The organism is Empedobacter sp. 225-1, from assembly GCF_030328185.1.
Taxonomy (GTDB): domain Bacteria; phylum Bacteroidota; class Bacteroidia; order Flavobacteriales; family Weeksellaceae; genus Empedobacter; species Empedobacter stercoris.
On sequence record NZ_JACALO010000022.1, the window covers coordinates 24,589 to 51,066 of the forward strand.

Here is a 26,478-nt window from a genome sequence, read left to right on the forward strand (position 1 = left end):
ATGCCTTACATAGAACACTCAAACTATCCGAAACCCAGTTTTCTGAATCGAAATTCGCATTATTCTACGATCTATCCTGCTAAATTTAAAAAATATCCCGTTCCAACCTATACACGAGAAAAAATCGCCACAGAAGATGGTGATTTTTTGAACTTGGATTGGCGTTTTCAAGAAAATAAAGATCAATTAATCATACTTTTTCATGGTTTAGAAGGCGATTCGAAACGAACCTATCTAAATTCGTGTTCAGACTTCTTTTATAAAAAAGGCTTCAATATTTTGGCTTGGAATCATCGTTCGTGTGGTGGTGAGATGAATAAAACATTGCGTTTGTATCATCATGGTTCGATTGACGATGTTCATTGTGTGATTGAAAAAGCAATAAACGAAAATTATAAAAATATTTATTTGATTGGCTATTCGATGGGAGGAGCTTTGGTGTTAAATTATTTGGGTAATTACACCATCGATGAACGTATAAAATGTGGGGTTATTTTTTCTGCTCCAATTTCGCTGAAGTCTTGTGCAGATGAATTAAAGAAATTTCCAAATACTGTTTATTTCAAAAACTTCAAGAGAACACTTACACAAAAATTTGCAGAAAAAGCCAAACAATTTCCTGGAAAAGTGAATGAAGAAATGATTGATAAAATCAAAACTTTTGATGAAGTCGACGATTATTTTACAGCGCCAATGCATGGTTATCAAAACAAAGAAGAGTATTATACCAAGGCTTCTCCAGCAACTGTTTTGAACCGTATCACAACACCTTGTTTGATTGTAAATGCTGCAAATGATCCTTTTTTGGGGGATGAGTGTTATCCTATTGAGCGATTAAAAAATCATTCCTACTGCACTTTCGAAATGCCAAAATATGGTGGTCATTGTGGTTTTCCTTTAAAGGATAATTCTCACTCTTGGTCTGAGATAAGGGCTTGGGAATTTATAAAGAGTTTGTAAAATAATACGCATAAAAAAACCTCGAAGTAAACTTCGAGGTTTTTGTTATTTATAGGTATGGAGTTATTATAACTCGTACCCTGGATTTTGTTTAATTAACGTTCCATCAATATTGATTTCCGCTCTTGGAATAGGGAAAGCAATAAGTGCTGGATCTACCGTTGTTGGAACATAAGATTTATCTCCCCAACGTAATAAATCCCATTGTCTTTGTCCTTCTCCCATTAACTCACGTGCACGTTCATCTTTAAGATCGTCCATTGTTACTGTTGTAACAGGTTCTAAACCTCGTTGAGTAATTAACGTATTGAAATATGTTACAGCTTTAGCAACATCACCACCGTTTAATTCAGCTTCAACACCGTTTAATAAAACCTCTTCATTTCTGATCATTTTGATGTTATCATTTCCTGAAATATTTGTGTATTTACCAGTAATGAATCCTTTTTCATTAATTAATGATTTTCTAATGTCAGATGCTTGATACAACTCATCAGCCACGCCTGCTTTAAGTTGAATATTAGCGTACCCTCTTGGGTTTAATCTATATCCATAAGATGTAGTTCCTAAAGACGATACTTGTCCAACTGCTAATTCGAAAATTGAATTTGAAGCTGCTCCATTTAACGTATAGTTAAAAGATTCTTTTAATAAACCTGAAGCAATTGGAGTTGTATAACCCGCTGCAGCCAATTCATTTGTTAAAGTTCTAACTTTAGCGTAATCACCTTTGTATAAGTAGAATCTTGACATTAAAGCTTTCAAAGCAGGAACACCTAAATCAGTTTTTGTTAATCCTGATCCTGTATTATTTGTCATTAATTCTAAAGCTTTTGTAAAATCTGCATCGATTTGTGCTTCAGTTTCAGCAATTGTTGCACGAGCCATTTTAGCTTTTGGATCAAATTTTGTTGGAATAACAATTCCTAAGTCTCCACCTGTATATTTTTGACCATAAAGTCTCAATAAGTCGAAGAATGCAATTGCTCTTAAACCATAAGCTTGTCCTTGAGAGAAAGAAGCTTTTGATCGATCTAAATCTGTACCATCTAATGTTGCAATATCAGTATTAATAACAATGTTTGTTTTCGCCACCATTGCATAGATTTGATTCCATGTACTTGTTGCGTAAGCATCTGTTGATAACATTGTATAGTTTTGTACATTTTGGTAGTATCCTCCAGCTAAATTACTATACATATTGTCTGATCTTACTTCTCCGTATGCTAAGAAATCTGCTCCATAATATGTGTTTGCTCTCATCGATACATATGCACCTCTTACGAAAGCTTGAACTTCTTGTAAACTTTTTAAAGGAGCCTGTTCAACATCTTGGTAAAATTCTCTTTCAACGAAATCATCACTACACGATACATTGAATGATAATATCGATGCCGTTATGAATGCTATACTTAATAATCTTTTTTTCATTTTATTTTTTTTTTTAGAAACTAACGTTAACACCTAATAAGAATGACTTCAATACTGGTAAACTTAAATTAGTGTATCCAGAAATGTTAGTGTCTGGGTCAAACTTCAAATCTTTATCAAAGTTATGTGTCCAAGCATTATTTGCCATTACATACATTTGAACTGAATTAAGACCTGTTCCTTTTAACATTTTAGAGTCAAATGTATAGGCTAATCTTGCATTACTTAAACGAATGTAATCTGAATCATACAAGAAACGAGTAGATGCTTGATTCGATCTTAAGTTACCTCCAACAATTTGACCTTGTGATGTAACTTTTATTACTGGAGCAGGGTTAGATGCATTTGTATTTTCTGGTGTCCAATAATTTCCCATAACATCACCATAACCAGGATAGTTAAGTGAGTATTGTCCATCACTGTAAGAATAATTAGCCCAATCGTCATAAATTTTCCCTCCAAAACCGTAAGTAAATTGTAAGTCTAATGAGAATCCTTTATAAGCTAAAGTTGTATTAAGACCTCCAAATACATCACTTAAGAAAGATCCTTGGATTGCTTGTTGAGCTTTATTATAGTCATTTGTTGTAGCACCATCTTTTCCATTGATGTACCATAATGGATCTCCATTTGCTGCATCAACTCCTGCCCATTTTCTTAAATAGAATGTACGAACACCCTCACCTTCTGTCATAATTGTTGTAGATGTTTTTACATCTCCTCCATATAATTCAGTAATTTCATTTTTAAGTGTCGATAAGTTAAATCCTAAATTCCAATTAAATTGGTTACGATCACCTCTAAAGATATCAGCATTTAAAGAGAATTCAAACCCTTCATTAACTAATGAACCAATATTATCAACATAAGAAGTTAAACCTTGAGATCCTGAAATAGGGATACTCGTGATTAAGTCTTTTGTTTTCTTGTTAAAGTATTCAGCAGATAATTTAATACGATCATTTAAGAATCCGAAATCGATCCCTACGTTGAATGGGTTAACAGTTTCCCATGACAAGTTTGGATTAAACACTCCTGAATAATTTGCTCCTGCTGCATCATTGTAATTCGAATTAAATGAATATAATCCATAAGGATTTGCAGATACTTGGTTACCAATTTTACCGTAAGATGCTCTTAATTTCATCATCGATATAGCGCGGCTACCTTTAAGCATTCCAATTCTAGCTAAATCAACACCTACTCCAGCAGACCAGAAATCTCCTTCTTTTTGACCTGGCATAAATTGAGATAAAATATCACGACGATAAGAAGCGTCTACTAAAATTAATCTGTCATAATCGTAGTGTGCAGTAGCTGCATATCCCCAACGAGATGAAACACCTCTAGTACCACCATATCCTAATGGCACAACAAAGTTAGTTAATGTCTCTAAGTTAGGAGAACCTACGTTTTGAGCACTCGCATTTAAGAATTTAGAATCAGATTTATATGCTTCTTGAATTAACGAAACACCTACATTATGTAAATCATATTTTTGGTTCCAACTAACAATATTCTGTACGTTGAAATTGAAATATCTACTTACATAAGCATTACTCATCCCGTTTCTAGAAAAACCATCTCCGTGTAAAGGGCTATAGTATCTATCTTCTTCGATATTAATATATTCAGGGGCAAATACTAATGTGTATTTAATATTTTTCCAAATATCATATTCAGCCTTAAAGTTTGCAAAAACTCTTGCAGTCTGAGCTTTACTGTAGTTTAAATCTAATAAAGCAGCTGGATTGAATTGTCCATTTGATAAACGACCACTTGAAGGATCCCAGTAATAAGAACCGTCTGCGTTTCTTACTGGATCTGTTGGTCTATTAAAATATTGAGATAAAATAGGGTTAGCAAATCCTCCTCCATCTGGCAAAGATTTTAAATTACTATAAGACATTTGAATATCTGTAGATAATTTTAATTTATCTGTCGCTTGATATGCTACTTTGTTTGTAAAAGCTAAACGTTTATAATCTGAATTTTTAATTACAGACTCTTGTTTAAAATAGTTAGCAGAAGCGTAGTAAGATAATCTATCATTAGCTCCAGAAACATTAAAGTCTACATTTTGTTGAAACCCTTTCTTTTGAGTTTCATCTTGCCAATTTGTAGAATATGGAGAGTTGAAAACTCCTGTTAAAGAAGATAATACTCCTTTTTTAAGACTTTCCATAGCTAATTCTTTTGTAGCAAAGTAATTAGCGTAAGAACCTCCTCTTTCAACTCCATTAGCAAATGCTTCAGATAAATAATTTCTATATTCATCTGAAGAAAAACCTCTATGAGTATCAACTGCTTTATCATTCCAACCAATAGAAGAAGAGAAATTAAACTTAGCCGCTCCTTTTCTCCCTGATTTTGTTGTAACAATGATTACCCCTGCTCCAGCATCTGCACCATATACAGCTGTTGAAACGGCATCTTTTAAAACAGTTACACTTTCGATATCATCAGGATTCATACTTGCTAAAATGTTACTTGTAGTATTATTTCTTGTTAAATCACCACTTGAAACACGTACTCCATCAACAATCCAAATTGGGTTTGTACTACCGTTAATAGAAGAAATACCACGTACACGTACATTAGCCATACCTCCTGGTTGCCCTGAAGCATTACCTGTTTGTACCCCAGACACACGTCCTTGTAACATTTTATCTACAGAAGCAACTGGAAGGTCTTCAATAGATTTTGATGTCATTGTACTTGTAGCACCTGTTATTTCTTTTACAGTTTTTGTTTGACCAAAACCAATAACAACAACCTCGTCTAAATCTTTTGTTTCATCAGCAAATTTTAAAGCTCCTAAATTAGTAGAAGTTACTTTAAATTCTTTTCCATTGATTACTAATGTATCTCCTACTTTAGCGTCAATGTTAAAATTCCCATTCTCGTCTGTATATGCAACTTTATCAGTACCTTTCACAGTAACCTCTACGTCAGACTCTGGGAAATTGTTCGCATCGTTAACTACACCCGTTACTTGAGCAAAAGCCATTGTTCCTAACCCTAGGAAAGCTAATAAGCCCAAAGATGTTAATCTTCTCCTCATAGTTTTATATTTTATAACATTTTGGACAAAACTCTAACTTTTTTTTAAGATTTCCAAAAACTTAAGGTTTTTTTTTATTTATCAAGTATATAATATAAAATAGCTATATTATACTAAATAACAACAATTATATTCAAAAAATATCACTAAATTAAATTAATTGCATGGCGTTAATAAATAAAACTTATCTTTAATATTCTTTTTTACATTATTGATTTTAACTTTACCATTAATTTAATCTTAAAGCTTCATAATATTTACAAAAAAATGGCTATCTAAAAAGATAGCCATTTTGGTATTTAACAAGTTTATTAAAAATCTTTATATATTAATAACCTGGAGTTTGCGTCATATTTGTATTTAAATTTAATACAGATTGAGGAATTGGAAATTGCCATTTGAAATCACCAGCTTTTAATGTTAATTCAGAAGAAGATGTACCAGTACCATCTGCTAAATATCCATTTCCACTTCTTTGGATACCACTTGTGTAAGCTGAAGAAATTCCACTAACACCTTGTAAACGTTTTAATGTGAACCAACGGTCACCGTTTTCGAAAGCTAATTCTTTGCGACGCTCTAATTGGATTGCATCAAAAATAGCAGCTCCTGTTTCTCCTCCTTCGTATGAAGAGTAACGTACATCTCTCAATTTATTAAGAGTTGTTAATGCACTTGCACTGTCTCCTGCTAAATACTGAGCTTCCGCTAAATTTAAGATTGCTTCTTCAACACGTAAATAACGACCGTTATTTAATCCTAATTTAACTTTACCATTGATGTATTTATTAACAGCAATTACTTGTTGATAATCATGATTAGAAGGGGTAAAAACTTTGAAATATGCATTAACACGCTCAGGTTCTGTTTCTTGATTGTATAAAGCATAAAAATCTTTGTCTACCGCGTATTCAATTACAATATTTTCATCAGTTGCTCCTTGACTAAAATTTGTACCAATTGTAGGATCTCCAGAATTAACAAATGGAATTTCGAATAATACTCCATTGCTATTATTAGATGTCCACAACGCTGCTAATTCAGAAGGATTAGCTGGTGCTACTGCATCAACAGCAGGTTGTGTAAATTCGATTGCTTTCTTGTAATCTCCTTTGTATAAATATATTTTACCTAATAAAGCTTGAGCTGCATATTGATTAATTACAGACGCTTCTTTTGTTGCTTTCAAATTTGGAATAGCTGCTTCTAAATCTGCAATCATTTTATCGTACGTTTCTGCAATTGTAGCATCACGTTTAGGCATTGCTTTTGGATCATATTGATCGATATATGCAATACCTACAGTTGTAGGTGCATCTGCAGATTGTGTAGGAATTTCGGCATACGTGCGAGCTACCTCAAAGTGTGCTAATGCACGAACAGCTTTTGCTTGAGCGACAACATTATTCTTGAAATCACCATCAGGTAAATTATCTGCATTAGCTAAAATAATATTGGCTCTTGAGATAATATTGTATGATGTTGAATAAATACTTGTTGGTACAGAGTTAGAATTATATGCCCATGTATGCGCTCTTTGTCCTGAACGACGTCCATTAGGATCTAAGATTAAGTTGTCAGACATAATATCACCAACTGCGATAATATCACTTGCATTGCTTAATCCTGCATAATAACCTGCTTGACCAAAACCTTTGTATACTCCATTTAATGCATTGGTAAAATCAGATTCTGTTTTGTAATAATCTGAAACTTCAATAGCGTCGAATGGTTTTTGATTGATATCATCATCACTACATGATGTAAAACTTAATGCACAAGCTAATAATGATAATACTAAAATATTTTTTTTCATTTTGTTACAATTTTTTAGAATGATACATTAAATCCGATTGAAAAAGAACGAACTAACGGATAAGAGAACGCTGTAAATGAGTTAGATACATATCCTGATGATCCTGCTGCACTACTTTCACTTGTTCCTGTACCAGCAATTGGGTTACCATGGTAATTTGTCCACAATGCTAAGTTTTGTACTTGAGCAAACATTCTTAAATTTTTAACAAAAGTACCTTCTACTAACTTAGAGAAATTGTATCCTAATGATAAACTACGGAATGCGATATAATCTGAGCTCTCTAAATATTTTGTAGAATATTCTGGCCCTGTTGTATTAGGCATTGCAAATGCTGCATGATCACCTGGTTGTTTCCAGTAATTTGCTGCTTCTACCACGTGGTTATCTAAAGATGTTGGATCTGTTAAGTATGCGTATGTGTTGTTGTACATGTATCCACCTGCTGAGTATGTAAAGTCTGCATTAATGTCAAATCCGTAGAATTTTGCATTCAATCCGAAACCTCCCATTAATTTTGGAAGTGGCGTTTTATTTGTTGCAACAGCGTCACCACCATCATAAACATCCGTTATGTTTCCGTCTTTATCAAAGTACAAATCTTTACCCGTATTTGCGTCAACACCTGCATGTTTTACTAAATAGAATTGGTAAGGTTTACCACCTGATACATGAATCATACTTTCGTAAGAATCAGACATGATCAATGAATTTTGACCATCTGCTAATTCATTAACTTTGTAATTTAAGTTTGTTACGTTACCGTAGAAAGATAAATCAAAGTTTTTAGAACGAATTACATCATAGTTTAACTCTAACTCAACACCTTCTGTTTTAATTTCTCCAGCATTAACAGTTGTTATATATCCTCCTGCTTCTGCAGATAGTTGTTTGTTAAAAATAAAGTCTGAACGTAATTCATTGAAATATGCAGCAGAACCTGTTAAACGACTTCCAAAGAATCCGAAATCAACTCCTACATTAAATTTCTTGTTAGTTTCCCAAGTTGCATTAACATCAGCTAAGTTAGTTGTAGGAAAACTTGCAGGATTACCATTATAAGTTCCTAAGATATTCATCAAGTTCATATTTGCATAACGTGCCAAACCTGAGTCATCTCCTACTTCACCGTATGATGCTTTAAGTGTTAAATTACTAACTGCTTTTGCATCACGTAAAAAGTTCTCTTTTGCTAAATTCCAACCCAAAGCAACACCCCAGAATGTTCCATATTTATTATCTAACCCTGCTAAAGAAGTACCGTCACGACGAACATAAGCATCTACAAAATATTTATTTGCAAAGTCATAAGATGCAGCTCCTAAATAACCAAATTTAGACACTCTCCATCTTTCTGATTTCGAATCTTGTTCGATTAAAGTTGCCAATCCTTGTGTTTGTAAATAGTCGTTAGGGAATCCAAGTCCGTACAATGTCATCGAATATAAACTTTGGTTAATATATTCTGTTGCAGCTGTTACGCGTAAGTTATGTTTTCCAAAACTATTTTCGTAAGAAACCTCATTACGCCAGTTGTAATCGAAACGATCTGTACTTCTATCTGTTTTAGCACCAGCATCACCTAATAATTCAGATAATAACGCAGATGGTTTTAGGAAGTTTTCATATTGTGTGCGGTTATATGTTGCACCAAAAGTTGTACGTGCTGATACATTTTTTGTAATATCAGCTTCTACAAATCCAGTCCCATAAATACGTAAATATCTTGTTTCAGCATCAGTATTTTCCATCTCATCTGCAACAGGGTATCCCATGTAGTTTGCATTTGGATTGTAGATACGATCTCCTTGTTCATCTAATGCATAATCACCGTTTGCATCCATTTGATAGAATGTTTCGTATGGGCGATTCATTAATGTATTAAAGAAAGGTGATTGTGCATTCACACGGTCACGAGGAGAATCTAAAGTTGTATAAGATCCATTTACATTAACACCGTAACGTAACCAATCTTTTACTTTAGTTGTATTATTAAATGTTGCAGAAATTCTTTCTAAACCATTATAATACTGTACAGCACCCTCGTTCTTATCATATCCAATAGAAAAATTATTTGATGATTCACCATCATTTTTACTAATCGAAACAAAGTGAGATGATGTTAAACCATTTTTGTATAAATCATCAGACCATTTGTGGTCATTCTTAGATAAACGTGCTATTTCTTCTGAAGTACGAGCTTGCCCTAATCCTAAATTAGGAATAGTACTTAAACTATTTTGGTAATTTAACAATTGCTCGGCATTCATCAAATTAATATTTGGCAAGTCAACCATATCGTTAACTCCAATACGAGACGAATAGCTTACAATTGCTTCACCTTTTTTCGCAGATTTAGTTTTCATGATGATTACACCGTTCGCTCCACGAGATCCAAAGATTGCTAATTGAGAAGCATCTTTCAATACCTTCACTTCTTCGATATCTGCAGGGTTAATTGCATTAACATCAGAAGCTGTCATATACGTACCATCAACAACATATAATGGAGATTTTACACCACCATTCAAACCAATTGCTCCACGAATTGTAACGTTAGCAGTTGCACCAGGAGCACCACTCATTGCTTGAGATGACAAACCAGCCGCTTTACCTCCTAACATTTGGTCAATAGAAACAGAAGGGTTCATCTGTTCTAAATCTTTTGCCTTAACAGTTGTTACACCTGATTTAGATGGAGCGTTGAAAATAGATTTTACAACTACTTCACTTAAATCAACTGGACTACTTGTTGTAGCAGCATACTTTAAAGTTCCTAAGCTATTGCTTGTTACTGTGAATTCTTTCCCATTAATTACTAAAACATCTCCAATTTTAGCATCAATATCAAATTTTCCGTCTAAATCAGTATAGACAACTTTGTCCGTACCTTTTACAGATACTTCTACATCCGATTCCGGAAAATTATCTGCGTCATTTACAACACCTGTTACTTGAGCAAATGCAGCTGTTCCTAAACCAAGGAAAGCCAATAAACTCAAAGATGTGATTCTTCTCCTCATAGTCTTATTTTTATAAAATAGGGGAACAAATCTGCAAATTAAATTTTAGCTAAAAAAACAAATTGATAAATATTTAATATTTTATTAAATCAAGACAAAAAAGATTTTATTTATCAGCTTTAAAATTTGAGAGAATGATAATTTTAGAAAGATTACATTTTTAACAAATATGATAAACATCTATCTGTTTTTATGTTAATTATTTTCAATTACACTAAAATCAATATTGCATAATATTAAAAAAACAATTAATTACAATTATTTTTTTATACGAAGAACCGTTAAAAAATGACACTAAAAATTATCTTTTTCTTAATGGAAAAATAATTTTTAAAATAAAAAAGACGGCTAAAATAGCCGTCTTAAAGTTAAATCAATTAATTAGTCAATTAATCAATTTTGATATTATCGATAACTAAATCATAAGCTTCATCTTTTCCTACTTTTAGTGCAAAAATATTTTCACCAGCAGTTTTTTGAATATCTACTCCTTCAATATTTAGAGTAACAAGAACCCATTCGCCTTTAGTATCAATTTTACCTGTATATTGATTTGCATCAATTGGTGATAAAGATACATTTGCATTCGATAAATCTCCTACATTATATACTACGTATTTTTTATCAGATTTATACACATTTAGTGACAATGATTTCCCAGATGTTCCTTTTACATAAAATGTAATTTTCTTTGGAGTTGCAGGAATTGTATTATTTACAATAGTTGTAAATACATAATCATTTGCTTTTGGTGTTCCTTTTAAAAGTAATGCATTTGTGTTATCTCTACCAACACCAACTCCGCTAGTTGCATAGGTATCTTTCACTAAGCCAAAAGAGTTAATAGAAGATAAAAAGTCAGCCCAAACGTTAAAATCAGATCCTTTAAATAACAAGTTAGCAGCTTCTGTATCATTTCCGCCACCTGGATTTTGTCCTCCACCTACATCAAAACGAGGTTGATCAAAGTTGACATCTTTTGTATCACGGATATATACTTGCCAAGTAGACCCATATTTAGAAACTACAACTGTAATAGAACCACTTCCTGTTGGTAATGGCTCGTCTTTCCAATCTGCAAAGTTTGAGTTTCTTAATACTACACCTGAACGGCTTCCTGTTTTATCAACTAATTCTCTGTTCTCTATTTGAGATGCTGTACCATATGTTTTATCAACATCTGGTTGTAAGAATTGTACATTGTTAATCTTAACTAATGTGTTCACATTCTCATTTCTCATTGCCTCTGCTAAACTATTGAACTCTTTTGGCTGAATAGCTTGAATAGGCTCACATGTTTTAACTACATATTTCTCATACTCTGTAAGACCTATACGACCTATATCAAAAGAAGGGTCCACTGATCCGATTTTTACAATACCTGCTCTTGTATCTTGTTGAGCTCTTAAGCCTTTAAGACGAATTTGAATCTTAGAACCTAAAGGGTATTTTGTATATAGATTACCTGCATTAATTTCTATTTGAGTTCCGACAGTTGGATTTACTGGATCATCTTGAATAGAAATTGTTTTGTAGATATTTCCTGTTTCATCGCTTGAAATAACATACGCTTCTAAAATTAAATCATCAAGAATTGCTTTATTCTCATCAACGTTTAATTGATTCGAATTCACTTTTTGCATTAACTCTGGTAAAGTAATATTCGCTGTAGGTAAGTTACACTCGATTGGAGGAGTTGAATAGTCGTCATCTTGTACACACGACTGTGCTGTAAATAAGCCTAAACTTAAGGCTGTAGCTAATGTTATTTTTGATATTGTATTCATTGTTATATTTTCTTTAGTCTTTAATTAAAATCTGAAATAAATGTTTGCAAAATAAGTTGTTCCCATTCCATAGAACATTTTTGGTCCAAACATGCGTTGATAATTTTTATCGATTGCATTGTTGTAGTTACCAATTCTCATTTGTTCAAATCCTCCAGTGACATAACTTTTATTGTTTAAAACATTATTGATCGTTCCTGAAATTCCTGCAGAATATTTACCAATACGGAATGTTTTTCCTAAGTTGATATTCAACATAAATTCATCACTAAATTTTTCTTGTTTTAACACTTGTTTCAATCCTTCTTCAGTTACATTAGGCACAACTGCACCTTGAGCACCTGTAACAAAACCGTTTGTTCTACGGTATGGAGCGATATCAGCATAATTATTCATTAAATAATTCCCTGAAACACCTACCCACCAAAACTTAGGTGCACGATATTCTGCTCCTAAAGAAAATCCTGATTGAGGCCCTGACGCTACTTTATAATTTTCGATATGAGCTGTTCCGAAATTTTTGTAAGGAATACCTTGTACACCAAATTCGTCTGAATATAAATTATAGCTTGGATTATCTTTGTAAATATATTGACCAATAGATGCTACTGCTGATAAAGTAAGAACGGGTAAAACTTGTGCTTCTACAGCCAACTCAGTTCCTAAATATTCTTTACCAACACCAGTCATTACTTCTGATACAAATAATCTACTTTCGTCACTTGTTCCATCGATATAACCAAACGATTTTTCAATTTCATCTTTTGTTCTTGTATAGTATGCAGTAGCACGAGCTTTGATACGTGGCGCTCTTAAAATATATGATAGATCACTTGAGAAAATTTTCGCACTTTCTATTCCATCAACAGTTACATCATTCATACGAGCATTTGGAAAAATTTCATCAGAAGTTGGTGCTTCTGTTTGATACATTACATTTGATTGCACAAAATTACGTCCGTCTAATTTTACCAAGAAATTAGATTTAACTCCAAAATCTACGAAATCATACGTTTTACTTTTTCCATAAGAACGATCTTTGTACATTTCGTTTTGAAATTTACCATCACGATAGAACTTCGTTAAGGCAGCTTTCATTCCAATCGTTACATCTAAAAATTTTCCTTTGATTTTAGACTGCATATATAAATCTGCATAATCACGGTTAATTTCGTAGTAGTACTCTTGTTTGTCTCCTTTTCCAACTCTATCTCTTTCAGAAGCATCACGGTTATCTAAAAGATTAAAGCGATAATAACGTGCTACACCATTATCTACTATAGAGTTATAATCATCTGTATTCAACACATATTGCGCACCCATTAAATCTTGGATCTCACGATACAATTTAGATTTTGTATTTTGGTAAGATGCTGCGATTGTCAAATCGATATTTGGTGCTAACTCTGTTTGGAAATTTGTGTAAGCAGTAGCTGTTTGATCTTCGTTAACATCAGCTGTCAACCAATATGCTGCTCTTCCTGTAGCACTATTTTCATTAGCTCTATATAAATTACCCCAATTTAACTGAGAAATCTCTCCATTTCTCCATTGACCAAGTACTTTATTGTAGTTTGCTTGCTGAAAATCTGTTGGAATTCCATTGATATTGTTACGATCAAAAAGATAATAACTTGGCATGTTTCCATAATACGTTGGTGATGGATTATTTGCATTAAACCAATCTAAACGAGAACCACTTTCTTTACCAAATTGATACGAAAGTGTTGTTGTCAATTTAGATTTTTCATTAATATTCCAATGGTGCGTTAACATATTTACTGGTTCGAAGGTTTTCTTCACACGTTCGTTACGTTTTTCACCATCTTGCCATCCCCAATACGAATTGTAGTAAATTCCTTTCATATCTACCACTTCTTGTGTATTTGGAGAACCAGTAGAACGACGAGTAGGTGCACCAAAACTTGTCAAGTTTAAGGTATGTTTTTCATTAAACTTTTTCTCTACACCTAAATAGTACGCATAAGCATCATAAAAAGTACCTTCTATAATTCCTTCTTCAGCCCAACGTCTACTTCCTGAAACCATAAATGCCCAACCATTATCCATCAAACCTGTGTTATAGGTTGCCATTACACGATTTCTGTACGAACGATTGGTGTTAGAATAAGCTAAACTTACTCCTTTACGCATTGTCGAAGGACGAGTATCAAAATTTGTTACTCCTCCTAAATCTCCAAAAGCATATTTAGAAGGCTCTAATCCGTATGTTAACTCTTCTGGACGACGAGTAACATCATTTAGACCTCCCCAGTTATTGAAGGTTGCACGTCCATTATCCATTTTGTTCATACGAACTCCATTAAAATGTACGTCATTATATTTGTTATCTAAACCTCTTGGTTTAAACCAATACGAACCTAATTCGTATGCAGATACACGAGCAAAAACGTCGCGTGAAGATTGTAAAAGTCCTGAATTTGAAGCTGTAGAACTTTCATCATCAGATAACTCATCATCTGTTAATGTAATAATACCAACTTCTGCTGTATTTGGATTAAATGTTAATTTAATTTCACCTAAGTCAAGCTCTTTTTGTCCTGCTACAGTGATTTCTTTTTCAAAAGGGTCGTACCCTACGCCATAAACTTGTAATTTGTATGTTCCATCTGGAATATCAACAAACTGAAAATAACCTATACGATCAGTAATCGCAGCATCATTCACTGCGCCTCCGTCTAATCGTACAGTGAGGTTATAAACCTCTTCACCAGTTGCAGCATTTTTAGCCACCCCAGTAACCTTTGTCTGCGCCTGTGCAAAAGCGACAGTTGCAGCAAAGACCGAAAGACTTAACAATAATTTGTTCATTCAAACGAATTTTTATTTATAAATTAGCTATCTAAAAAAAATAGGACAACAAATTTAGTAAATTCATAATTAATAACATATGTTTAAAATTAATAAATCTTTAACTTTATTAATAATCTTTAATTTATTTTTAACGTTAACTACTCAAGCTCAAACTAAATATGCGAGTGCGACAGTCGCTTTTTATAATGTTGAAAATATTTTTGACACCATAAAATCGGTGGGATATATTGACGGAACATTACCATTTAATGATAAAAATTATCATATCCAGATTGCAGAATCTGACATTTCAAAGTACGAAACAGAAGATTTCAAACAAAGTTACACCTACGAAAACATAAAAGGAAAGAAAATTATTCGTCCTTTAATTCTTCAAGAAGAGTTTTTACCAAATGGGAATAAAAGATGGAATACGCAAAAATATTTTCAAAAAATCAATAATATTTCAAAAGTAATTAGCGAATTAGGCGCTGATGTTACAAATACCGCACCTGTAATTGTAGGGATTTGCGAAATTGAAACGAAAGAAGTTTTAGAAGATTTAGCAAACAGTTCGGCTTTAAAAAAATACGATTATGGTGTTGTTCATTTTAATTCATTTGATGCCAGAGGAGTTGACACAGGTTTATTGTATCAAAAATCTCGTTTCAAAGTAATTGAAGCAAAACCTCATCCTATTTTTAATTATAATGCAGATGGTAGACGTCGATACACACGTGATATTTTACAAGTGACTGGATTATTAGATGGAGAAGAAATTACGTTTTTAGTTAACCACTGGCCATCTCGTAGTGGAGGAGAAAAAGCTTCGATGCCAGCTCGTATGGAAGCTGCAAAAGTGATGAAAGGTATTTTTGAAGATTTAAAAGCTCAAAATCCGAATGCAAAAGTAATTGCAATGGGAGATTTTAATGATGATCCTATTTCACCAAGTATCAAAAACACATTCAATCCTGCTGGAGAAATTTCTAAATCAACAGAAAACGGCTACTATAATCCAATGTTACCTTTATACAAAAAAGGAATTGGGACTTTAGCTTATCGTGATGCTTGGAATTTATTTGATCAATTTATATCTACTTCATCATTGGTTACAAAAAACAAAGATTATTCTTCTTATAAAATCTTTAAAACAGAGGTTTTTAACAAAGATTATCTAATTGCAACAGAAGGTGCATACAAAGGTTTTCCAAATCGTATGTGGAGTGGTGATACATATCGTGCAAATGGTTACTCTGACCACTTCCCTGTTTACACAATCTTATTAAAACAAGTGAAATAATATGAATAAATTAGCACAATTATTTGGTCAAAAAAATAATCGTCTTCTTACAATATACACAACTGCTGGGTATCCAAATTTATCGGATACCCCATTTGTTTTAAGAGAATTAGACAAAAACAAAGTTGATATTATAGAAGTCGGAATTCCATATTCTGATCCTTTAGCAGATGGTCCAACAATTCAAGCAACGAGCGAAAAAGCTTTGGCCAATGGAATGACATTGAATATTTTATTCGAACAATTAAAAGATGTAAAGGATGAAATTTCTGCACCTATTGTATTAATGGGTTACTATAATCAAGTGATGACATTTGGATTAGAGAAGTTTTTACAGCATTGTAAAGAGAGTGGTGTTTCTGGATTGATATTACCCGATATGCCTTACGAGATTTACTTGACTCAACACAAAGAACTTTTCGAAAAGTATGATCAAAATGTTACGTTCTTAATTACGCCTTTAACAACCGAAAAACGTGTAAAAGAGATCAACGATGCTACTTCTGGTTTTGTTTACATTGTATCAAGTTCTGCGACAACAGGAGCAACAACTTCTAATTATAACGAAGATTTTTTATCAAACATCAAGAATTTAGGGTTAACGAAACCTCATCAAATTGGATTTGGCATCTCGACTAAACAAGATGTAGAAAAAGCATGGGAATTTGCAAATGGTGCAATTATCGGAAGTGCATTTTTACGTGTTTTAGAAAAAGCTGAAGGCAATTATTCTGAAGCGATTAAAAATTATATTTCGAGTTTGAGATAAATTTCAAACCTAAAATCAAGTTTATTATTTAGGTTTTTATATTCCTTTCATTTCCTACGAAAAAACATACAAACAAAAAAGCAAGCCCTCGTAAAGGCTTGCTTTTATATTTGAAACATGTTTTTCTATTTATTCTACAATCAAGATAAAATAGTTCTTTTTACCTTTTTGTAATAACACGTATTTATCTGCTATTAAATTTTCTGTTGTCAATACAAAATCATCTGCAACTTTTTCTTTGTTAACTGAAATTGCATTTGCTTTTAACTCACGTCGCGCTTCAGAATTCGATTTCAAGAAACCTGTTTTATCCGCTAACGCAGCTACAATATCTAATCCTGCTTCGATATCTGTCATCGCTACAGTTGCTTGTGGTACACCTTCGAAAACAGATAAAAATGTTTCTCCATCTAATTCTTTTAAATCTTCAGAAGTCGATTTTCCGAATAAAACCTGAGAAGCCTTTTCTGCTTTTCTCAATTCTTCGACACCATGAACTAAAATCGTAATCTCAGTTGCTAATTTACGTTGTAATTCACGTAAATGCGGTTCTTGACGGTGACGTTCGATCAAATCATCAATCGCTTCTTTTTCTAAGAAAGTATAAATTTTGATGTAACGTTCTGCATCTGCATCTGCTTGATTTAACCAAAATTGGTAAAATTTATACGATGATGTTCTTTTTTTGTCTAACCAAATATTTTCTCCTCCTTCAGATTTACCAAATTTAGAACCATCAGCTTTTGTTGTTAATGGACAAGTAAACGCAAACGCTTCTCCTTGAACTGTACGTCGAATTAATTCTGTTCCTGTCGTAATATTTCCCCATTGATCAGAACCTCCCATTTGCAATTTAACACCTAACTCTTTGTATAAATGCAAATAATCGTAACCTTGAATTAATTGGTACGTAAATTCTGTAAACGACATTCCGACATTAGACTCTGATGAAAGACGCGATTTTACTGAATCTTTCGCCATCATATAGTTAACTGTAATATGTTTCCCTACGTTACGAGCGAAATCAATAAAAGAGAAATTTTTCATCCAATCGTAGTTATTCACCAATAAAGCTGAGTTACCATTGTTCGTATCAAAATCTAAGAAACGAGATAATTGCGCTTTAATTCCAGCTACATATTTATTTAATGTTTCTTCATCTAACAAACTTCTTTCTGCAGCTTTACCTGTTGGATCTCCAATAAATCCTGTTGCACCACCAACCAAAGCAATTGGACGATGTCCGTGACGTTGTAAATGAACCAATAAGAAAATCGGAACCAAACTTCCTACATGAAGAGAATCTGCAGTAGGATCAAAACCTACATAACCAGAAGTCATTTCTTTATTTAGTTGTTCTTCTGTCCCTGGCATTATATTGTGAACCAGTCCTCTCCAAGTCAATTCTTCAATTAATGGATTCATAGTATATTTAATGTGTTTTTTATCTAAATTTTACGAGTTACAAAGTTACTATTTTTCAGTAATATTAATAGTGAATAAAGAGATAAAAAAAATCAAGGTTTTCCAAATGGAAAACCTTGATTTGAGATATAATTATATGAGGATAAAATTATATTAAAAAAATGTTATGAAGGATTTTGTTCACATAAAGGATTAGAATTTAATTCTGAACGAGGAATAACCCAAGTCCATCTTAAATCTGTAGCCGGAACTTCCCATACGTTGTTTATAACAGCTGCCACAGCACCAGTATCACGACGATTAAGGGCAGATTTTGTACGTTTTAAATCGAAGAATCTGAATCCTTCTCCCCATAATTCGATACGACGGTGTAAATACAACTCGTCTAAATAAGCTTGTCCCGATGTTGTAAATGATGTAAATTCTGTATCTCTTGCTTGTGCTAATTCAGTCAAAACACTCTTAGAACCTGCTTCGTCTCCTAAATAATATTTTGCTTCGGCTTCTATTAGGTACATTTCTGCTACTCGCATAAAAGGAACATCACCCAACGCAACATTATTATCTTTATTTTTTGTTAAAAATTTTTGAGATGTATATGGGTATTTTGAATAACTCGATGGCAAACCTAAGTCTGGATGATTTCCTGTTGGATCAACTACTTGCGCACGAACATCCGATGTTGGAAAAGCAGCATATAACTTATGATTCATCACTTTTGGAGCTTGACGAATTTGTGTTGAGTTATAATTACGAGACATATATGCATGAAAGTTTCCAAAGAAATCAGTTTGATCATCTTGAATTGCAATTCCCCACATCCATTCTTTATTGGTAAAATCATTAAAACCTTTCAGATAATCTTCTGATGGCATCAATGTTTTATTCTTTCTTGCTAAAGCCGCATATTGTGCTGCTTTCGCATAATCTTGTTGCACCAATGCGACACGAGCTTTAAGTCCTTGTACGTTATCTAAAGAAAAATGTGAGTTGTGTAATTTAGAAATACCTGTTAATTGTTTTTCAGCTTGATCTAAATCTGACCAAATTTGTTTATACACTTCTTCTACTGTAGATCTTTCTTTAGGATCTTCCATTAACTCTGGTGAAGGATCTAAGCGAATAACTACTCCTAATTGAGAATTCGTTTTTCCTGCTTCGTATCTATTAGCATACAATTGAACTAATTGAAAATAGCCAAAAGCTCTGTAAGCATATGCTTGTCCAATTGCATTATTCTTTAATGTTTGATTACCTCCTGCATCTTGCCCATATGTAATAACATTATTTGCATTACGCATCATAGAGTACCAAAAATTCCATGGATAAGCGATATTTCCTGAAGATTCGTTGTTAATATCTAACCATCTCAATGTAGAAACGAACCATCCGTTACCTGTAGAAGGAAACACAACATCATCACCTAATACATCACTTACAATTAATTGGGCTGTATATCCATTTTGACCTTGTGAAGAGTTTTGTCTAACATACATATTTCTATGCATCCCGTTAATAATCGTCATCAAGTTTTCTCCTGTAGAATATGCTGTTTCATCTCCAATTTCTGAAGTAGGAATTGTATCTAAGAAATCATCAGCACATGATGTTAAGGATAGAGAAGTCCCTAAAACTATTGCTGCTAATATATATTTTACTTTTTTCATTGTTTATTTTTTTAAAATTGAACATTTAACCCTACACTCACAATTCTTGATGGTGTATAACGGTATGATGTTGTTCCATTAAATGACTGCACAGGCTCTAAACCTTTTCTAGCTGTCCAGCTTACAAGATTTTCTCCACTTAAGAAAAGTTTTAAAGAAGACAATCCAAATCTGTCAATTTGATCTTTCTTAAAAGAGTATCCAAATGTTGCTGATCTAAATGCTAAATAATCTGAATCTACCAACCAACGTGATGAAGCTGCTAAATTTTGGCTCACATTATTAGTTGATAATTTAGGAATGTTCGTCACCTGTCCTGGAGTTGACCATGCATTTAGCATATCAGTATGGATTGCTCCTCCATCTGGTGCTGTGTCAATTAAGTTAGCATAATTTCCATCGTAAGTTTGTCCTCCAATTTGATAAGTAAACAATGTATTCAAGAAGAAACCTTTGTACGAAAAGTTATTAGAAAAACTTCCGTATACATCTGGAATAGAAGATCCTACATATCCATACTCTGCGTTATTATGGTTCACAGTATAGGCTTTCCCATCAATGATACGAGTACTTGTATCGTTTGCTTTTTCAGGATCTTGCACATATAATGCACGACCATCAGAAGGGTCTACACCATGATACTTTCTTAACCAAAAATCGTATAAAGAGCGACCTACTGCCAAACGTTTTGTTCCGTTAATAATTTCTTCTTGACCATTTGGCATTGTTAAGATTTCATTTTTGATTGTAGATGCATCTACATTTAAATCCCAACGGAAGTTTTCGTTACGAATAATACCGAATTGTAAAGCAATCTCAATTCCTGAATTCTCTAGATCTCCAATGTTTTTGTTAAAACTATTCCCTGGTACTCCTGATGAGTTTGGTGTTGGAACTGCGAAAATTAAATCTTCAGTTTTACGTTTGTAATATTCAACACTACCAGAAATTCTATTATTAAAGAAACCAAATTCTAATGCAACATCAAATTGCTTATTTGTTTCCCATGTTAAATCAGGATTACCCATTTGAGATAAATAAATACCTCCATTCATCCCATTATTGTATCCTAAATCATATAAATTCAAATCAGCTTGATATCCTGGTGCTTCGGACATTCCTCCATCATTCCCAACTTCTCCATAAGATGTTCTTAATTTTAATAGATTAACAAATCTTGAATCTCTCAAGAATGATTCTCTATGGATATTCCAAGCTGCACCTGCTGACCAGAATGTTCCTTTATCTCTACCTTGTGCAAAACGAGAAGATTGGTCTTGTCTTACCGAAGCCGATAAAGAGTAAGTACTATTGTAATCATAATTAACACGTCCAAAGTAAGATTCTTTTCTTAAATCGATTGAGTATCCAGTATTACTTGTATTTACGATAAAGTTTGATAATTCTCTAATCCCTCCAACAACTTCGTGTGTTTTTCTCGTATAAGCATATTGTATATTACGATCAATAGACTCGTGTCCTAAATCTACTTGTAAGTTATGTAGTCCGAATGATTTTTGATAAGATAAAATTTGATTTAAAGTTAATGATGTTGTTTTTTGTCTTGTAATCCCTAATGCAGCTGTACCAATTGCATCTCCAATTTCTTTGTTCTGATAAGATTTGAAGTTATAATTTTGGATATCATATGCAACATTCGTTCTAAAAGTTAATCCTGGCAACAAATTAAACTCTGCAAAAGTTCTGGTAAAAACAGCATTCGTTTCACGAAAACGATCGTTTAATAATGTTTCTTGCAAAACATTACGTCCTACTCCTGCTCCTGCTCCACGACCTCTTGTAAAAGTACCATCATATCTTACATTACCATTTTCATCGTACATTCTTTTCCCTTCATCATCGTATAAATACGGTGAATATATTGGCCCCATAAAACGTGCAGTATAAAATGGATTAATATAAGACGAACCTTCTCCATCTTCTGCTTGTTTAGATTTTGTTAATGCACCCGTTATATCTGTACCAATTTTCAACCATTTACTTACACGAGAATCTACATTTACACGAGCGTTATATCTTTCGAAGTCAGATTTTATAATATAACCTTCTTCATTATTATAACCTAAAGATGCAAAGTAATTTGTATCATCAGAAGCACCAGCATAACTCAAGTTATATTGTTGAAGAGATCCAACTCTAGTCACAGCATCCATCCAATCAAAGTCGTTATACAACATTGACGCATTTGGGTTCAACTCACCATTAATAATTACCTCATTATTTGGAACATTATAAATGTTGTTTTTCAAATTCTGAGTTATCAAATTATTTGATGCCCATTGATTCGCTTGTTCTACTGTAGCATTTGGGTTTGATTCTAAATAACCATTACGCATTGATGTCCAAGTCAATTTATAATAATCTTCAGCTCCTACCTTAGCATACTCAGGCACCCCTCTTGTTACAACTCCGGTATTCGAGCTAAATGTGAACTTCCCTTTATTTCCTTTCTTCCCCTTTTTTGTCGTAATCATTACAACTCCATTTGCAGCTGCAGATCCGTATAATGAAGTAGATGAAGCGTCTTTTAGAACACTAAACGATTCGATATCATTCGGATTAATATCAGACAAAGACCCTGTGAAAATAGCACCGTCAACAACAAATAATGGTGAATTTGATAAATTATAAGAAGAAATACCTCTTATTCGAATATTAGCACCAGAACCAGGTTGTCCTGTAGAAGTTGAAAATTGAACTCCAGGAGCTCCACCTTCTAAGGCTTTTGCAACATTAGTTAATGCACGATCTTCAAAAACTTCAGATTTAATCTGAACATTAGAACCCACTACGGTTTCTTTCTTTTGAACACCATAAGCTGTAACTACAGTTTCTTGTAAATCTACAGTACTAGTTTTTTTAGGATTGATTACTCCTAAATTATTACTTGTAACTATATACTCTTCGCCATTAATAACTAAAATATCTCCAACTTTAGCATCAATGTCAAAATTTCCATTTTCGTCTGTATACACAATATTCTGAGTTCCTTTTACAGAAACTTCAATGTCAGACTCTGGAAAACCATTTGCATCATTCACTGTCCCTTTTGTTTGAGCAAATACAAGTGTACTTAACCCAAGAAAAGCGATCAATGATAAAGAAGTCATTTTTTTTCTCATGTGTTTTTGATTTATCTAATGCAATATTAACATTTTTTAACACATTTCCAAAAAAATCATAATTTTAACACAAAAAACCACTTATAATTACATATTTTTAATTATTCAATATAATCTTTTGTTATTTAACACATTAAAAAACACTTTCAATGCAAACGCTTTTTGAAAACGAAAAATTCAAATGGATTAATTTACATAATCCAACTAAAGAAGAATTAGATGAAATTGCAACAAAATATAATTTTCAGAAATTAACGATAGAAGATAGTTTAGAACCTGGCCATTTACCAAAATACGAATCAGATGATCAAAATGTTTCGTTTTTATTGATTCGGTTTTTTGATAAAGAACATCGCATGTTGAAAAACATCATTCGAGAATTTAGTCACAAAATCAGTATTTACATAGGAACTGATTTTATCGTGACTGTTCATCAAAAAGAAACGGATATGTTTGATCGTATTCAGGAAAAATATCTTTCAAATCCTGATTTATCCAAAATAACGATTAAAGGAATTTTGTATCGAATCATTTCTGAAACAATCAAAACTTACGAACAACCGGCTTACAGAATGGATGAAGGTGTTGATTTATTAGAACAAATGATTTTTTCGGATGATTTTAGAAGAATCAAACTTCAAAACCTTTATCAAATTAAACGAGAAGCAACCGCTTGTAAAAAAATATTAGATTATACATTAGAAGCGTTGAAAGAATATCGATTAGATCATAAACGTACAAGTTCCTCTCAAGATTTAATCGAAGAGAATGTAAAAATGCTGCATTTACATTCACAAATTGTTGATGATGTCCAAAGTTTACTATCTATTTATCTTTCGATTAACGGTCAGAAATCGAATGAAATCATGCAAACTTTAACCATTTTTTCGGCCTTTTTCTTACCCTTAACATTTATCGCTGGTATTTATGGAATGAATTTCGATTTTATGCCCGAATTGAATTACAAATTAGGTTATCCAATTTGTTTACTTATCATGTTATTAGTGGTAATTTTTATTTACTTTTGGTTCAAGAAAAAGAGATATTTATAATTCAGTATGATTTTCGTAACGGGAGGAACAGGTTTGGTTGGTGCGCATTTGTTGGTAGAATTAGCAAAAAAGCAACAGCCTATTCGTGCTTTAAAACGAAAAACATCCAACACAAAAGCCATCGAAAATTTCTTTGCAGAACAAAATGCATCGCAATTTTATAGCTATATCAATTGGATTGATGGTGATTTGTTAGACGTCACAGAACTTCCGAATTTATTAGAAGGAATCGAAACAATTTACCACGCTGCTGCATTTGTTTCATTTGATGAACGTCAAGAAGAAGAGATTTTTAATACCAATATTTTAGGAACAGAAGCATTGGTCAACGAAGCGATAGATACCGGAATAAAGGAGTTTTTCTTTATCAGCTCGATTGCTTCCATGGATGATATTAATCCTGTTACAAAAATGATTGATGAACTTTCTCCTTGGAACAATAGCTTAACGCATTCGTCGTATTCTATTTCAAAATTTAGAGCTGAGATGGAAGTTTGGCGCGCTTCACAAGAAGGTGTTAAGGTAATTATTATTAACCCAGGTGTCATCATCGGGACGTTAGATACAAAACGCGCAAGCGAAAGTTTGTTCCAACAAAATTCCTCGAAAAATGATTATGCTCCTTCTGGCGGAACAGCTTTTGTTGATGTACGAGACGTTGTCAATATTTTATTTCAGTTGATTGACAAGCAACTTTTTAATCAAAAATTCATTGTAATTTCTGAAAATAAAACATACAAAGAAGTATTTGATTATGTCGCAATCAATAGCAAGCGATCTGTAAAAAATGTTTCGAATTTAACGTTAAAAATCATTAAAAACCTTTCTATTTTCAGTCGCATTTTTGGAGGAAAATACATGACGAAAGCCAATTATTATTCGTTAACATCTGTGACAAATTACGATAATTCCAAAGTCGTAAAAGCATTAGATTACAATTTCATTTCGGTAAAAGATGCCGTGGATTATCATTATACTCGTTTTCAAAAACTAAATTCTACAAAATAGTTTACTTTTGTTTTATGGAACAACAATTCATTTCAACACTTTCAATAACTGCTTCAGAATTAACATCAGGAAGCGTTTCAGCTAAAAGTCCATCAAATATTGCGTTGGTTAAATATTGGGGAAAAAAGAAAAATCAAATTCCAACCAATAGCTCTATCAGTTACACATTAACGAATAGTTACACGGAAACTGAATTAAGATTTTCTCCAAAAACTTCAGATACTTTTGAGGTAGACGTTTATTTGGAAGGTGAATTAAAAGAAAGTTTTGCACCAAAAATCATTACTTTTTTTGAACGAATTACCGCTTATATTTCATTCTTAAAGCATTATAAATTTGAAGTCCATACGCACAACTCTTTCCCACACAGCTCTGGAATTGCTTCTTCGGCATCTGGAATGTCTGCATTGGCGTTATGTTTAGTGCAAATAGAAAATTTATTAGGCGCAAATTTATCTGAAGAAAATGCTTTGAAAAAAGCTTCTTTTTTAGCACGTTTAGGTTCTGGAAGTGCTTGTCGTTCGGTTTACAAAGGTTTGGTTGAATGGGGAGAAAATGACTTCATTGAAGGAAGTTCAGATTTATTTGGAACAAAATATCCTGATGCAGAAATTCATGATGTTTTCAAAACTTTTCATGATACCATTTTATTGATTCACGAAGGTCAAAAATCAGTTTCTTCTACTGTTGGTCATAACTTGATGAATGGACATCCATATGCGGAACGTCGTTTTGTAGAAGCAAATGAAAATTTAGAAAAATTATTAGCTATTCTGAAAGCTGGTGATGTGAAAGCATTTGGAGAATTAGTGGAACACGAAGCCCTAACGTTGCACGCCATGATGATGATGTCGAATCCTGCGTTTATTTTGATGAAACCAAATACAGTTGCAGCTTTAGAAAAATTGTGGGAATTCCGTCGTGAAACAGGAAATCATTTGTATTTCACTTTAGATGCTGGTGCAAATGTACATTTACTATATCCTGACCAAGATGCGGAAGCGATTGAAATCTTCATCAAAAATGAATTAAAACAATTCTGTCAAAACGGAAATTACATAAAAGATAAAGTGAGTTTTTAATCACTTCTAAAATAAAAAAGGTTGTCAATTTATTTGATGACCTTTTTTATTCTATTATTTGTCCCGTCCTGAAATAGCGATACAAAAAAGAAATCGTTATTATGGAAGAAAGAAGCAATTATGTCAAACGTACT

15 protein-coding genes are annotated in these 26,478 nt (G+C 32.9%); 6 read left to right on the top strand and 9 right to left on the bottom strand.

Features of this window, described 5'->3' with window-relative positions; translation table 11 throughout:
• Positions 1 to 960, top strand: coding sequence for a YheT family hydrolase (locus HX088_RS08045; protein WP_286483879.1), 960 nt, complete (start codon positions 1 to 3; stop codon positions 958 to 960).
• Between the two features lie 66 nt (positions 961 to 1,026).
• Here the strand turns inward: HX088_RS08045 and HX088_RS08050 are convergent, their stop codons facing one another.
• The 6 genes from HX088_RS08050 to HX088_RS08075 form a co-directional block, all read right to left on the bottom strand.
• Complete coding sequence (locus tag HX088_RS08050; RefSeq protein WP_286483880.1) at positions 1,027 to 2,391, bottom strand: RagB/SusD family nutrient uptake outer membrane protein; 1,365 nt, start codon at positions 2,389 to 2,391, stop codon at positions 1,027 to 1,029.
• 13 nt (positions 2,392 to 2,404) lie between these two features.
• Complete coding sequence (locus HX088_RS08055; protein WP_286483881.1) at positions 2,405 to 5,455, bottom strand: SusC/RagA family TonB-linked outer membrane protein; 3,051 nt, start codon at positions 5,453 to 5,455, stop codon at positions 2,405 to 2,407.
• Between the two features lie 328 nt (positions 5,456 to 5,783).
• Positions 5,784 to 7,271 (bottom strand): RagB/SusD family nutrient uptake outer membrane protein, encoded by a 1,488-nt coding sequence (locus HX088_RS08060; RefSeq protein ID WP_260541828.1) that lies wholly within the window; start codon positions 7,269 to 7,271, stop codon positions 5,784 to 5,786.
• 14 nt (positions 7,272 to 7,285) lie between these two features.
• Entirely contained in the window at positions 7,286 to 10,294 is a 3,009-nt protein-coding gene (locus HX088_RS08065) for a SusC/RagA family TonB-linked outer membrane protein (protein WP_284583125.1), read from the bottom strand.
• Positions 10,295 to 10,683: 389 nt separating this feature from the next.
• On the bottom strand, positions 10,684 to 12,081 hold the full coding sequence (locus HX088_RS08070) for a DUF5689 domain-containing protein (protein WP_286483883.1): 1,398 nt from the start codon (positions 12,079 to 12,081) through the stop codon (positions 10,684 to 10,686).
• Between the two features lie 24 nt (positions 12,082 to 12,105).
• The gene (locus HX088_RS08075) at positions 12,106 to 14,913 is read right to left on the bottom strand and encodes a carboxypeptidase regulatory-like domain-containing protein (RefSeq protein WP_286483884.1); all 2,808 of its coding nucleotides are present in this window, start codon (positions 14,911 to 14,913) and stop codon (positions 12,106 to 12,108) included.
• A gap of 79 nt (positions 14,914 to 14,992) precedes the next feature.
• On the opposite strand from HX088_RS08075, the gene HX088_RS08080 reads away from it, so the two are divergent.
• Together HX088_RS08080 and trpA are read left to right on the top strand one after the other, a co-directional pair.
• Complete coding sequence (locus tag HX088_RS08080) at positions 14,993 to 16,198, top strand: endonuclease/exonuclease/phosphatase family protein (RefSeq protein WP_286483885.1); 1,206 nt, start codon at positions 14,993 to 14,995, stop codon at positions 16,196 to 16,198.
• Between the two features lies 1 nt (position 16,199).
• A complete protein-coding gene (trpA, locus tag HX088_RS08085; protein WP_284583123.1) occupies positions 16,200 to 16,967 on the top strand; it encodes a tryptophan synthase subunit alpha in 768 nt (255 codons plus the stop codon).
• A gap of 129 nt (positions 16,968 to 17,096) precedes the next feature.
• On the opposite strand, the gene tyrS is transcribed toward trpA, so the two are convergent.
• The 3 genes from tyrS to HX088_RS08100 all read right to left on the bottom strand — a co-directional run bounded on the left by tyrS (position 17,097) and on the right by HX088_RS08100 (position 23,202).
• On the bottom strand, positions 17,097 to 18,392 hold the full coding sequence (tyrS, locus tag HX088_RS08090; RefSeq protein ID WP_171623276.1) for a tyrosine--tRNA ligase: 1,296 nt from the start codon (positions 18,390 to 18,392) through the stop codon (positions 17,097 to 17,099).
• A 164-nt stretch (positions 18,393 to 18,556) separates the two neighbouring features.
• Positions 18,557 to 20,059 (bottom strand): RagB/SusD family nutrient uptake outer membrane protein, encoded by a 1,503-nt coding sequence (locus HX088_RS08095; RefSeq protein WP_171623277.1) that lies wholly within the window; start codon positions 20,057 to 20,059, stop codon positions 18,557 to 18,559.
• Positions 20,060 to 20,070: 11 nt separating this feature from the next.
• Positions 20,071 to 23,202 carry a SusC/RagA family TonB-linked outer membrane protein gene (locus HX088_RS08100; RefSeq protein WP_286483887.1) on the bottom strand — a complete coding sequence of 1,044 codons (3,132 nt, stop codon included), beginning with the start codon at positions 23,200 to 23,202 and terminating at the stop codon, positions 20,071 to 20,073.
• Between the two features lie 149 nt (positions 23,203 to 23,351).
• Here HX088_RS08100 and HX088_RS08105 point away from each other — a divergent pair, with 149 nt between their 5' ends.
• From HX088_RS08105 to mvaD, 3 genes are read left to right on the top strand one after another with little or no spacing between them, the layout of a single operon-like run.
• Entirely contained in the window at positions 23,352 to 24,254 is a 903-nt protein-coding gene (locus HX088_RS08105) for a CorA family divalent cation transporter (protein ID WP_225542297.1), read from the top strand.
• A gap of 6 nt (positions 24,255 to 24,260) precedes the next feature.
• Positions 24,261 to 25,262, top strand: a complete 1,002-nt coding sequence (locus HX088_RS08110; protein WP_286483888.1) for an NAD-dependent epimerase/dehydratase family protein — start codon at positions 24,261 to 24,263, stop codon at positions 25,260 to 25,262.
• A 14-nt stretch (positions 25,263 to 25,276) separates the two neighbouring features.
• Positions 25,277 to 26,344 (top strand): diphosphomevalonate decarboxylase, encoded by a 1,068-nt coding sequence (gene mvaD / locus HX088_RS08115; RefSeq protein ID WP_286483890.1) that lies wholly within the window; start codon positions 25,277 to 25,279, stop codon positions 26,342 to 26,344.
• Positions 26,345 to 26,478 lie beyond the last annotated feature (134 nt).